The 12,146-nt window shown below is 67.7% G+C and carries 11 protein-coding genes; all 11 read right to left on the bottom strand.

All coding sequences use genetic code 11. From position 1 onward, the window contains the following. Positions 1 to 29: 29 nt before the first annotated feature. Positions 30 to 2,264: a TonB-dependent receptor gene (locus FBZ89_RS23155; RefSeq protein WP_145752558.1), complete on the bottom strand. Its 2,235-nt coding sequence runs from the start codon at positions 2,262 to 2,264 to the stop codon at positions 30 to 32. Between the two features lie 191 nt (positions 2,265 to 2,455). Next, a complete protein-coding gene (locus FBZ89_RS23150; RefSeq protein WP_145752556.1) occupies positions 2,456 to 2,842 on the bottom strand; it encodes a hypothetical protein in 387 nt (128 codons plus the stop codon). A gap of 118 nt (positions 2,843 to 2,960) precedes the next feature. After that, positions 2,961 to 3,845 carry a sigma-70 family RNA polymerase sigma factor gene (locus tag FBZ89_RS23145; protein ID WP_145752555.1) on the bottom strand — a complete coding sequence of 295 codons (885 nt, stop codon included), beginning with the start codon at positions 3,843 to 3,845 and terminating at the stop codon, positions 2,961 to 2,963. Then, positions 3,845 to 4,324: a carboxymuconolactone decarboxylase family protein gene (locus FBZ89_RS23140; RefSeq protein WP_145752553.1), complete on the bottom strand. Its 480-nt coding sequence runs from the start codon at positions 4,322 to 4,324 to the stop codon at positions 3,845 to 3,847. The genes FBZ89_RS23145 and FBZ89_RS23140 overlap by 1 nt, the downstream gene beginning before the upstream one ends. Before the next feature lie 195 nt (positions 4,325 to 4,519). Then, entirely contained in the window at positions 4,520 to 5,509 is a 990-nt protein-coding gene (locus FBZ89_RS23135) for an ABC transporter substrate-binding protein (protein WP_145752551.1), read from the bottom strand. Positions 5,510 to 5,525: 16 nt separating this feature from the next. Then, positions 5,526 to 6,491, bottom strand: coding sequence for a D-isomer specific 2-hydroxyacid dehydrogenase family protein (locus FBZ89_RS23130; RefSeq protein ID WP_145752549.1), 966 nt, complete (start codon positions 6,489 to 6,491; stop codon positions 5,526 to 5,528). Further along, positions 6,488 to 7,612 (bottom strand): LLM class flavin-dependent oxidoreductase, encoded by a 1,125-nt coding sequence (locus FBZ89_RS23125; RefSeq protein WP_145752547.1) that lies wholly within the window; start codon positions 7,610 to 7,612, stop codon positions 6,488 to 6,490. Before FBZ89_RS23125 ends, FBZ89_RS23130 begins: the two co-directional genes overlap by 4 nt. A gap of 12 nt (positions 7,613 to 7,624) precedes the next feature. Then, positions 7,625 to 8,803: an acyl-CoA dehydrogenase family protein gene (locus tag FBZ89_RS23120; protein ID WP_145752546.1), complete on the bottom strand. Its 1,179-nt coding sequence runs from the start codon at positions 8,801 to 8,803 to the stop codon at positions 7,625 to 7,627. Then, positions 8,800 to 9,711, bottom strand: coding sequence for an ABC transporter ATP-binding protein (locus FBZ89_RS23115; protein WP_145752544.1), 912 nt, complete (start codon positions 9,709 to 9,711; stop codon positions 8,800 to 8,802). The genes FBZ89_RS23120 and FBZ89_RS23115 overlap by 4 nt, the downstream gene beginning before the upstream one ends. A gap of 3 nt (positions 9,712 to 9,714) precedes the next feature. After that, the gene (locus tag FBZ89_RS23110; RefSeq protein ID WP_246172486.1) at positions 9,715 to 10,560 is read right to left on the bottom strand and encodes an ABC transporter permease; all 846 of its coding nucleotides are present in this window, start codon (positions 10,558 to 10,560) and stop codon (positions 9,715 to 9,717) included. Between the two features lie 441 nt (positions 10,561 to 11,001). Then, on the bottom strand, positions 11,002 to 12,060 hold the full coding sequence (locus FBZ89_RS23105) for a LysR family transcriptional regulator (RefSeq protein ID WP_246172484.1): 1,059 nt from the start codon (positions 12,058 to 12,060) through the stop codon (positions 11,002 to 11,004). Between the last annotated feature and the right edge of the window lie 86 nt (positions 12,061 to 12,146).

The following is a 12,146-nucleotide window of genomic DNA, read 5'->3' as shown; positions in this document are numbered from 1 at the left end:
TGCCCTTTCCAACCCGGCCAAGCTTCAGCCTAAAGCTTGTACCCCACCTTGAAGAACACGGTGCGCGGCGGGCTTTCCACGTAGTACCAGACCGTGCCGGCGGCGGAGGCGGAGTAGCTGCCGCCCTGGGGCAGGCGGCGGTCGGCCAGGTTGCGCACGGTGGCGGAGAAGGTCCAGCGCTCGTCCTCCGTCGTGTATTTGGCGAACAGGTTGACGTTCCACTGCGCCGGGATGGCCACCTGCCAGGAATTGGCGATGTCGGCGTAGGACAGGCTCTGGTACTGGGCGTCCACGCCCACCTGCGCCTGGCCCGGCACCGCCAGCGGCAGGGTGTAGGTCGGCGCCGTGCGGAAGGTCCAGCGCGGGGCGTAGGGCAGCCGGTTGCCGCTGGCGCTGGTGCCGATGCCGGCGTAGTTCGGGAACTGGTCGTACAGCGCCAAGGTGTAGCTGGCGGAATTGTTCCAGCGCAGCCCGTCGAAGGGCTGAAAGGTGGTTTCCAGCTCAAAGCCCTCAGTATGGGCCGACGCCGCGTTCAGGCGGCGGGAGCGCAGGGTGGCCGGGTCGGTCGCCGTCGCCTGCAGGTTGGAGTAGTCGTTGTAGTAGAGCGCCAGATTGATCAGCAGGCGCCGTTCCCACCACTGGCTTTTCACGCCCACCTCGTAGGTCTCGACCTTTTCCGGCTGATAGGGCAGCTGGGCGTTGATCAAAGCGCTGGCGCGATTGTCGAAGCCGCCGGCTTTGAAGCCCTTGGCATAGCTGGCATAAGTCAGCACGTCCGGCGTCCACTGGTAGGACACGCCGAACTTGGGCGTCAGCGAGTACCAGGTGGCGTCCGACTTGGTTTGGAAGGCGCCGGCCTTGTTGGTGGCCGTGGCCGGCACGATGGGGTTGCCGGCGGCGTCGGTGATGCGGGCGCCGGTCACGGTGTCGTCGAACTGTCGATAGGTGAAGTCGCGGCTTTCGATGGTGTAGCGCAGGCCTACCGTGCCCGTCAGCTTGTCGGTGACGTGGTAGTCCCCCTGACCGTAGGCCGCGTAGCTGTCGGTCTTGGTGTTGCCCACCTGATCCTGCGGCGGGTTGGCCAGGCTGGGATAGCTGAAGCCGTTGCGGTCGCTGGAGAAGTTTTCATGCAGGTAGAACAGGCCGCTGGTGAAATCCAGCGGCCCCCAACTGCCGTTGGCCTGGAATTCCTGCGTCAGCTCATTCTCGTAATAGCGGATGAAGTTCACCTGCTTCACCGCCGCCTCGCCGTCATTGTCGTAAGAGACCGGCGCCTGGCCGAACAGGCGGTAGGCGGTGACGGACTTCAAGGTCAGTTTGTCGCCCAGCGCCTGGGTGATGCGTAGGGCCGCCCCGCCGGAGTTGGAGTTGTTCTGCGGCTGCGGCTCCGCGAACGACAGCGACGGGTCGAAGCCGCCGCCCGGCTGGTTATGGGGAGTGTAATAGGCGGTGGTGGAGCGGTCGCGCTTGGCATCCAGGGTCAGCTGGATGTCCAGATCGTCCGTCGCCTGCAGGCGCAGCTTGGCCCGGGCGCTGTCCACGTTCAGGTCGTTCACGTCCTTGTTGATGGTGGGATCGTGGGTGTAGCCGTCGTGCTGCTCATGGCCGTAGGCCAGGCTGGCGTACAGCTTGTTGGCGATCAGGGGGCCGGAGACGTAGCCGTGGGTCTCGAACGCGCCCCAGGTGCCGACCCCGGCGTCCACCGCCAGCCGCACCTCGTCATTCGGGTCGCGGGTGATGTAGCGGATGGCGCCGGCGCTGGTGTTGCGGCCGTAGAGCGTGCCCTGCGGCCCGCGCAAGACCTCCACCCGCTCCAGTTCCGCCAACAGGGGGGACGCGGCGATGGAGCGCGGGATGTAGACATCATCGACGTACTGGGCGATGGCGGGGTCGAAGATGGGGTCGGTCTCACCAATCCCGCGCAGGAAGAACAGCTGCGTCGTCGGCGTGATGCCGCCGCGCGGCACCGTCAGGCCGGGCACCAAGCCCGCCAGATCGCGCACCGTGCTGATGTGCTGGTCGGCGATGGCGTCGCCGGTGTAGGCCGACAGCGCGATGGGCGTTTCCTGCAGCCGGGTCTGGCGTTTTTCCGCCGTGACCACGATGTCGGCGATGCCGCCGCCGCTGGCGTCCAGGTCCGGCGCCACCTCGGCCACCGGCGCCGGGACCGTCTGAGCCGACGCGGATGCCGTCAGCGCGCAGAGGGCAGTCCCCAGCAGCAACGAGGAAACGGCAACGGGGGAAAACGAGGCCCGGCGAACCATGGAAGAGTGCTCCGCGAAACGAATGGGGAAGCACTCGTTTCGCGTATTTCACAGTTCCATAAAAACGAGATTTGTTTATGTGATTAGTGATTAGCTGTCAAATGACTGTGAATTCCGGCGATATCACACTCATTGAACCTTGGGCGGGATCTGGCCGACGATTTGGCCGTCCCTCTGGAACCGGATGAGCCCTATCGCCCGAGCCATCTCACCGCCGCCGCGTCGGTGTCGTCAGGCCGGGTGTTGAACGCGATACGGGTCTGGGGGGCGGCGCGGTGGATGGTGTTCAGGATCGTTTCCAGCAGGATGAGGTTGCCCGGCGGGTTGCGGATGCCGGCACCGATCACCACGACGTCATAGGTCGCGCGGGACAGGGCGGCGGCGACGTCCGCCTCGGCCACGGCGGGGGCGGGCTGAACATACAGGTTGTCGCAGATGTAGCCCTGGCCCTCCAGCGCCTGCTTGGACGCGGTCACGCCCGCGCGAACCTTCTCGGCCGTCATGCCCAGGATGATGCCCGGTGCCGTGTAGTCGACGGTGTCGGGATCCTGGCCGACGATCAGGATACGGTAAGTCATAGCGCAAAACTACCCCGGATTTGCGACGGGAGGATGCAATGAAAGCGCCCCCGGCGCAAGCGCAGGGCAGGTCGAATGCAAACCTTCACGATTCCCGCCGTGCCGCGGCTTCGCCCTTTTATGGGGTTCCGCCTATCCCCAGCGCCTGCGCGATGCGGACCAGCTTGTCGGGGTTGCGGGTGATGTAGATGGCGGTGATGCGGCCGTCCTCGATCTCGAAGGCGGTGGTCTGCAGCACCGTGCCCCGCTCCACACTGACATAACCCGGCAGGCCGTCGATGCGCAGGGGCCGGATGAAGGCGGCCGACTGGAATTCCCCTTTGGCGTGCAGGCTGGCGAACAGGCGGACCATACGCTCCAGCCCAACGATGGGGTTGCGGAAGGCATGCACCTTGCCGCCACCGTCGGCCCGCAGCACCACGTCCTGGGCCAGCAGGCCCCGCAGGGTGTCCACATCGCCCAGGTGGGACGCGGCATAGAAGGCCTGGGCGATGCGCTCCCCGTCCTCCGGCGCCACGGGATAGCGGGGGCGCGCCTCCTGCACATGACGGCGGGCGCGCACGGCCAGCTGGCGCACGGCGGCGGCATCGCGGTGCAGGGTGCCCGCCACCTCGTCCAATGCCACGCCGAACACGTCATGCAGCAGGAAGGCAGCCCGTTCCAGGGGCGACAGCCGCTCCAGCGCCATCATCAAGGTCAGGGTCAGGTCATCCTCCTCGGCCTCCTCGTCACTGCCGGCCAGGGGCTCCGGCAACCAGGCGCCGACATACGTCTCCCGCCGCACCCGGGCCGACTTCAGCGTGTCCAGGCACAGGCGGGTGACGATGCGCGACAGGAAGGCGGCGGGGACGTCCACCGTGGCGTGGTCCGCCTGCCGCCAGCGCAGGTAGGCGTCCTGCACCACGTCCTCGGCTTCCGCCAAGGAGCCCAGCATGCGGTAGGCCAGGCGCACCAGCCGGGGCCGGTGCGCCTGAAAGATCGCGGTGGCGTCCCCTGCGTTCATCAGGCGGCCGCCCCCTGGACGCGCGCCACCGGCGGATGGGCGGCACGGAAGCCCACCTGCAGGCGGTTCCACAGGTTGATGATGCCGATGGCCAGCGACAGCTGCACCTGCTCCGCCTCCGTGAAGTTGGCCTGCACCAGGGCATAATCCTCGTCCGGCGCGCCGGTGTCGGCCACGCGGGTCAACGCCTCCGTCCAGGCCAGCGCCGCGCGCTCACGATCCGTGTACAGGGAGGAATCCCGCCAAGCATTCAGCAGATGCAGGCGCATCTCCGTCTCCCCCATCTTGCGGGCGTCGGTGACGTGCATGTGCAGGCAGAAGGCGCAGCCGTTGATCTGCGACGCCCGGATCTTCACCAGTTCCAGCAGCGCCGGTTCCAGCCCGCCGGCCTTGAGGGCGTTGCTGGCCGCCAGCAGGCCCTTGATCGTCTCGGGCGCCAGCTTGAACGCGTCGTTGATACGGGGGGTATGGGTGCTCATCGTCATCTCCATCAGATCATGCGTCATCGCATGACCCAAAGACGAGATGGCTTCATGGCCGTGTGACATGGCGGTCGGAAAAATTTCCGCCCACATGCCAGATGCCAAGAGGGCAACCTACGGGTTGTAGAATGTCTGGGGGTGGACGGGCCGCCTCCCCGCCACAGGAAGAAAGGAAATCGGAATCAGGCGCCCTTAGAGCTTCGCCAGCACTTCGTGCAGGCTGTCGTCCCACAGCGGGCGCACATCCACCGGGGCGGGGATGACACCGGCGGCGGCGAAGGTGTTGGCCACGTCCTGTTGCGAGGCGATGGCCGTGTCGCTGACCGGCAGCAGGCGATAACCGGCGCTGCGTTCGTGATATTCCTGGATGTAGGCAGCCTCGGGGATGCTGGTCAGTTGCGCCCGGATGCGGGCCCAGCGGGTGTAATCGGCCTCGATCCAGGCCAGGGTCTTGGCGTAGCGCTGCAGATAGTCGCCGATGGCGCGCTTCTTCAGGGGATCGGCCAGCGCGTCCTTGGACGCGGCCACCAGATAGTTGCCGGACAGGCGGTTCAAGCCGGTGGTCAGTACCCGGGCCCCGGCCTCGCGCGCCAGTTGCACCACCACGCCATAGATGACCCAGGCATCCAGGCTGCCCTGGTTGAAGGCCGCCAGGCCGTCCTGCGGCGACAGCGCCACCGGCGTGATGTCGGCGAAGGTCAGCCCCTGTTCCTTCAGGATCTTGAGCAGCATGTATTGCGAGGTGGTGGCGCGGACATAGCCTACGCGCTTGCCCTTCAAATCCGCCGTGGTCTGCAGCGGGCTGTCCTTGGGCACCAGCACCACCTGGTTGTTCACGTCGCCCTGCAGCACGGCGACGATGCGCAAGAGCGGGTTGGCGGCGGCGATGAAGATGGGCGGGATTTCGCTCATGCCGCCGACATCCAGGGAATGGGCGTTGATCGCCTCCGCGATCAGGTTGCCGCCGGCGAACTGCGCCGTTTCCAGGGTGTAGGGCGTGCCGGCCACGCCCGCCTGCTCGAAGAAGGAGTCCGGATTGCCCCGGTATGTCGCCGCCCGCAGGGTGATGCCGGCAAGGTCCGCGTCCTTCTTGCGGCCGCAGCCGGCCAGATTCAGGGCGCTCAGGCCCAACGCCCCCGCCGCCAGCCCCTGCAAAGCGGACCGGCGCGAAATCAGCATCATGGGTTCGATCTTTCCTTTAGTAGCCGCGCGCGAGATCGACCACGTCCTCAAGCGGTTCCCCTCGGCGGAAACGGATCAGATTGTGGGCCAGCTGGGCCGCCAGGTTGGCGTGGGTGTCCGGCGTGAACACGGAGGTGTGCGGCGACAGGCGCACGCGAGGATGACTGTAATAGGGGTGGCCGTCCGGCAATGGTTCCGGATGCGTCACGTCCAAGGTGGCCAGCGAGACCCGCCCCGCCGCCAGCGCGGCCAGCAGCGCCTGGTCGTCGATCAGCGCGCCGCGCGCCACGTTGACCAAGTGCAGGCCTGGCTTGGCGGTAGCCAGCACCCGGGCATTCACCAGATGGTGGGTTTCCGCCGTCGCGGGTGCGGCCAGCACCACATGGTCGGCGCGGGCGAACAGCGCCGCCACGTCATCCACCCGCTCCACGCCCGGCACACCCAAATCGCCGGCCCCGCGCCGCGTGGCCAGCACCGTCATGCCCAGGGCCAAGGCCTTGGGCGCCAGGGCCTGGCCGATGCCGCCGAAGCCGACGATACCCAGGGTGGCACCCTCCACCAGGCCCAGGGGCGACGGTTGCCAGCCGGCCGCCCGGCTGATCCAGATGTCGGGGAAGCGCTTGGCCGCGGCGAAGATGGCGGCCAGCGAGAACTCGGCCAGAGCCGTGGCGGAAGTGCGCTTGGCCGCCGTCACCACCGGCCCGTCGAACAGCCAGTCGGGATAGAAGTCGATGCCGACGGAAACCAGTTGCACCCAGCGCAGGTTGAAGGGCCAGCCCGGCGGCTGGGCCGGCAGGTCGCCGCCAGCGCGGCGGAAGGGCGCGGCCACGAAGACGTCGGCGTCGCGCGGCCACTCGGCCGGCACCCCCCGGGGCAGGGTGATCAGTTCGACCGCCCCCTCCCCCGTCGCGGCGCTGACCCGCCGCGCCACCTCGGCATTGATGGGCTCGGCCAATTGGCTGGCCACGCGGATAGGGCTCATTCGGCCGCCACCGCCGTCGTTGCCGCCCCTTGGCCCGCTTCCCGCGCCGCGACCGCCTGGCGCACCAGGGGAATAAGGTCGCGGCCATACTCGATGGCGTCCACCAGCGGGTCGAAGCCCCGGATGAGGAAGGTGCGCACACCCAGATCATAGTAATCCAGCAGCGATTCCGTAACCTGCTCGGGCGTGCCCACCAGGCTGGTGGAATTGCCCTGGGCGCCGGTCAGGGCGGCGATCTCCGTCCACAGGCGCTTGTCCCGCACCTTGCCGGCGGCGGCGGCGGCCAGCAGGCGCTGCGACCCCACGTTCTGCGGTGCGCTGGCGTTGACGGGCCGGAAGGTCGACTGGGTGGCGCGCAAGTGCTTGGCCTGTTCCAGGATGCGGTCGGCCTTGGCCCAGGCCTCCTCCTCCGTCCGTCCCAGGATGGGACGCAGCGACAGGCTGAACTGGACATGGTCCTGACGCCCATGCAGCGCGGCGGCGGCGCGCACCTTGGCGATGGTTTCGCGCACGTCGTCCAGCGGCTCGCCCCACAGGGCGTAGACGTCGGCGTGGCGGCCGGCCACGGCGATGGCCTCATCCGACGACCCGCCGAAATAGATGGGCAGCGTGCCGTTGACGGGCTTCACGTACGATTGCGACCCGCGCGACTTGTAATAAGGCCCGTCATGGTCGAAGGGCGCCGTGCTGGTCCACACCTTGCGCACCACCTCGAGATAGTCGTCGGTGCGGGCGTAGCGTTCCGTCTTGTTCAGGAAATCGCCGTCGCGTTGCTGTTCCTCATCCGACCCGCCGGTGATGATGTGCACGGCCAGGCGGCCCTGGCTGAAATGATCCAGCGAGGCCAGTTGGCGGGCGGCCAGGGTGGGCGCCACGAAGCCCGGGCGATGGGCCAGCAGGATCTTCAGCCGCTCCGTCTGCTGCACGGCGTAGGCCGCGATCTGGAAGCCGTCGGGCGAGGCGCTGGAATGCGCGATCAGCACGCGGTCGAAGCCGGCATACTCCTGGGCCCGCGCCACGGTGCCGATGTAGTCGCGGTCAATGATGGGGCCGCTGCCGGGCCGGGTCTCGGACCCATCCTGCGACCCGATGAAGCCGATGAACTGCAAGGTGTTGGACATGGCGGAACCTCTTCAGGAGGGGGTGGCGGCGGCGAAGGCGGCGCGGCCAGCGCCGACCAGCACCACATCGGCCTGGGGGGTATGGATGCGGCCGCACAGCACGTCGCGGTAATGCCGCTCCAGCGGATTGTGGCGGGTGATGCCGGGGTTGCCGGTCAGGCGCACCGCCGTCTCCACCGCCTGGATGGCGTTCTCCGTCACCAGATGCTTCACCAGGCCGGATTCCGCCGTGCTGGTCTCCCCGCGCGTGGCGGCGGTCAGCAGGGCGCGGTTGGACAGCAGCAGGCCGTTGATGGTGCCCACCGCCTCCTGGAAGCGCGGCAGGGTGGACAGGGCGGCGCCCAGGTTGCTGGGCACCCGCTGGCGGGCGAATTCGATCAGCCAGTCGCGCGCCGCCTCCGCTACCGCGTCGTAGATGCCGGCGGTCAGGACCGCGGCCCAGGCGCCGAACACGGCGTCGCGGGGGCTGATCTCACCCGGCTTGCGCAAATCCAGGGCGTGGTTCAGCGGCGTGGGCACGTCGGTCAGGATGACGTCATGGCTGCCGCTGGCGCGCAGGCCCAGATGGTCCCAGGTTTCGACCACCTGGATGCCGGGGCTGTCACGGTGCACCAGAAAGCCGCCGACGCGCGGTTCCGCCTCATCGGTGCGGGCCCAGACCAGCAGCCAGGTCAGCGCCGGGATGCCGGTGGAATAGAGCTTGTGCCCGCTGATCACCCAGCCATCGGCCGTGCGCCGCGCCACCGTGGCCGGCAGGCCGCCGCGCGCCGGCGTGCCCAGGTCGGGCTCCACCCGCAGGGCGTTGATCAGGGCGCCATTCTCCACCGCGTCCCGCGCCACCCGGCCGTAGAGCGCGTCGGGCACGACGCGTTGATCAACCGAGGCATGAAACAGGTACTGCATCACCAGCACCAGGGCGGTCGCGGGGTCGCCCTTGGCCACCGCCCGCACCACTTTCAGCGTGGTGGCGAGGTCGGCGCCGGCACCGCCCCAGGCGGACCCCACCGTCAGGCCCAGCAGGCCCTTGGCGTGCAGGCTTCCGAAGTTTTCGAAGGGAAAGCTGCCGGCGCGGTCATGCGCAGCGGCGCCGGCGGCGAACTCGGCTGTCAGTTCGGCCAGCACGGCGTCCAAGGCCGGGCCGTCGAGGCGCCCCTCCTCCACTGCTTCCACGCGGCGCAGGGCCGCCGTCATGACAGGCCCCCGCCCAGCTGGGCGCCATGATGAACGCCACCATTATGGCCGTTGTGACCGTTGACGGCGTGACCGTTGACAGCGTGACCGTTGACGGCGGCCGGCCGGTTCCAGCCGGGGCGCAGGCCGGCGGCGGGCGGGATGAAGGTCAGGGGCGCCGTATCGCGGGGCACCGGCTGTTCCACCCCAAGGTGACCCAGCAGGCGGCGGCGCAGGGCCTGGAATTCCGGCCCCGCCTCGCGCGGACGGGCCAGGGTCACCTTCTCCTCCACCGCCAGCCGGCCGTCGGCCAGCACCAGGATGCGGTCGGCCAAGGCGATCGCCTCGTCCACGTCATGGGTGACCAGCAGAACGGCCGGGCGGTGCGCCCGCCATAGCGACAGCACCAGCTGATGCATGCGCAAACGGGTCAGGGCGTCCAGGGCGGCGAAGGGTTCGTCCAGCAACAGCAGCCGCGGCTCACGCACCAGGGCGCGGGCCAGCGCGGCGCGTTGCGCCTCACCCCCCGACAGGGTGGCGGGCCAGGCGTCGACACGATGGCCCAGGCCCACCTCCTCCAGCGCGGCCATGGCCTGCAGGCGTGTGCGGCCGCCCTTCAGGCCCAGGGTGACGTTGCGCCACACCTTCTTCCACGGCAGCAGGCGCGGTTCCTGGAACACCACGGCGCGGGCGCCGGGGGTGGACACCTGTTCCGCCGGGGCGGCATCCAGGCCGGCCAGTGTGCGCAACAGCGTAGTCTTGCCCGAGCCGCTGCGGCCCAGCAGGGCCACGAACTCACCCGGGGCGATGTCCAGGTCCAGGTCGCGCAGCACGGTAACGTCGCCGAAGCGGCGGGTGAAGCCGCGTACCCGGACAGCCGCGTCGCTGGACGCAGTGGGAACGGTCAAAGGGGCGGTGTTGGAAGCCATGGTTCAGCGCTCCAGGAAGGTGGGACGCCAGGCCAGCAGGCGGCGCTCCAGAAGGCGGACGAGGAAGTCGGTGCCCAAGCCCAGCACGGCATAGACGCCCAGGCAGACGACGATGATGTCGGTGCGCATGAAGTCGCGGGCGTTGTTGATGAGGTAGCCCAGGCCGGCGGAGGCGTTGATCTGTTCCGCCACCACCAGGCTCAGCCAGGCATGGCCCAGGGCGTAGCGCAGGCCGACCAGAAAGGACGGGGTCGCCCCCGGCAGCACCACGTTGGTGATCAGCTCCAGCCGCGACAGGCCGAAGCTGCGCCCCGCCTCCACCAGCTTGGCCTCGATGGCGCGGATGCCGGAGAACAGGGTGAGGTAGGTGGGGAAGGCGGCCCCCAAGGCGATCAGCGCCACCTTGGGCACCTCGCCAATGCCGAACCACACGATGAACAGCGGCACCAGGGCCAGAAAGGGCAAGGTGCGCAGCATCTGCATCAGGGGGTCGACCAGCGTCTCCCCCCGGCGGAACAGGCCGGCCAGGACGGCCAGCACCGTGCCGACGCCGACCCCGATGCCCAGGCCCGTGGCCACGCGGACCAGCGACACCAGCAGGTTGGACACCAGCTCGCCCGAGGCCAGCAGGGTCCAGAAGGTGGCCAGCACGGCGCTGGGGGCGGCCAGCACGCGGGAGGGCACCAAACCCACCCGCGACCCCAGCTCCCACGCCAGGACCAGGGCCAGGGGCACGGTCCAGCGGGAATTGCCCAGCCGCGCCAGAAGGCGCCGGATCAGCGGGGCGCCGGGGGGCCGGTGGACGGCGGGCAACGCCGCGTCCTGCGGAGCGTCGAGGGTCAGGGACAAGGCCGCACCTCATTCTACATGTGAAATATGGTGATCTCTGATCGATAAACTCCATTAAATGTCGTGGATTTTAATCCGGCAATGGACTTCTCATGCTGTGAATGTTTGAAAATTCTCAAGCATGGAGATTTCGTTGCGTGGCGGCGGACGGCTTGTGTCCCCGATCGTATAAAGTGGCCACCCGCTGACCGCATACGTGGCCCGTCGTTGAAATTATTAGTGATTTCTGCGCGCGACAAAGGCGCCAAAGCATGGCCCCTCAGGCTTGTCGCTGACGCCTTGAGCGGTCTGGCGCTGATGCGTCAGCGACAAGCCAGCAAGGTCGGTATCTGGGTGGAGATTGCGCCGAGGCGCTGTGGCGCCTGCTACACCACGCCAGGGGGGCACGATCCGTTCGGACTGCTTCTCCCCTGGGTGCCTCGTCGCAACGGCATATTTTTGCTAGACGGCGGGAATGCGTCCAAATTCGGACAATCTCTCGCGCAGCCTGGGCACCGCAAAGTCGAGAAAACGCCGAAGCTTCAATGGCATGACATTCCTGGAAATATGCACTATGTGCACCGGGAGCGGTTCGACCTCGAACTCTTGCAAGATAAAATCGAGCTTCCCCGCCGCGATTGCAGCGGCGGCGTCGTGTTCCAGAACTCGCGTTACGCCAATGCCGTCGATTGCGGAATCCACAGCGGCATCGGGCGATGACACAATCAACCGTGGCACAGCCGCTATCGTGGAAACTTCCCCGGTATTCACGTTGCGAAAGCGCCATGGAGAGAGGGCAGGCGCGTCAAATACCACGCAAGGATAACCGATGAGGTCTTCCGGCACCCTCGGTCGTCCGTGCTTCTCGAATAGCATCGCGCTGGCCACCACTACTACGCGCAAGCTGCCCACCCGCGTCGCGACCAGGTTGCTGTCGCGTAAGCGGCCGATCCGGACCGCCACGTCGACGTGGGCGTCGATAAGATCGACGTCGCGGTCGGACTGTATCAGACGTATTCTGATCTCGGGATATTCCGCCAGGAACTGATCGATCACCGGCAGCACGCGCAAGCGCGCGACCTGCACGGGCGTGGTGACGACCAGCTCGCCGCGCGGCGCGATGAATTCACCAGCGGCACGACGCTCCTGATCGTCGACCTGTTCCAGGATCTGCCTTGCCGCGACCACGTAATCGGCCCCGGCGTCGGTGAGTTCAAGCTTCCTCGTCGACCGGACGAGCAGCTTGGTACCTACCAGAGCCTCAAGATCGTTAACGTTCCGCGTGAGGGTCGCGACCGGAACCCGCAGCCTCCTGGCGGCAGCCGAAAGGCTTCCCTCCTCTACCGAGGACACCAACATGGCCATGGCTTGCAGTCGATCCAAATCGTTCTCCAGACTTGAAGGGGTTATCGCAGTCAGTTGGTCGCCCAGCCGGGAAATGGCGTTGAGCGGATTCGTCTTATGTCGGCCGGCGCCCCTGTCGAAAACACCTTTTTCACCCAAGGCACGCGACAGGATCATCGCCCCCCGATTTTGCCAACCGTCTCCTCCGTGAGCGACTGGGCCTCCAAAGGCGGGACGTGGCCAGCTTCAAGACAGTGGGCCGG

This window comes from Nitrospirillum amazonense (genome assembly GCF_007828045.1).
Classification (GTDB): Bacteria; Pseudomonadota; Alphaproteobacteria; order Azospirillales; family Azospirillaceae; genus Nitrospirillum; species Nitrospirillum amazonense_C.
The sequence above is the reverse complement of the archived record's forward strand: the minus strand, read 5'-3'. Positions and strand labels throughout refer to the sequence as shown.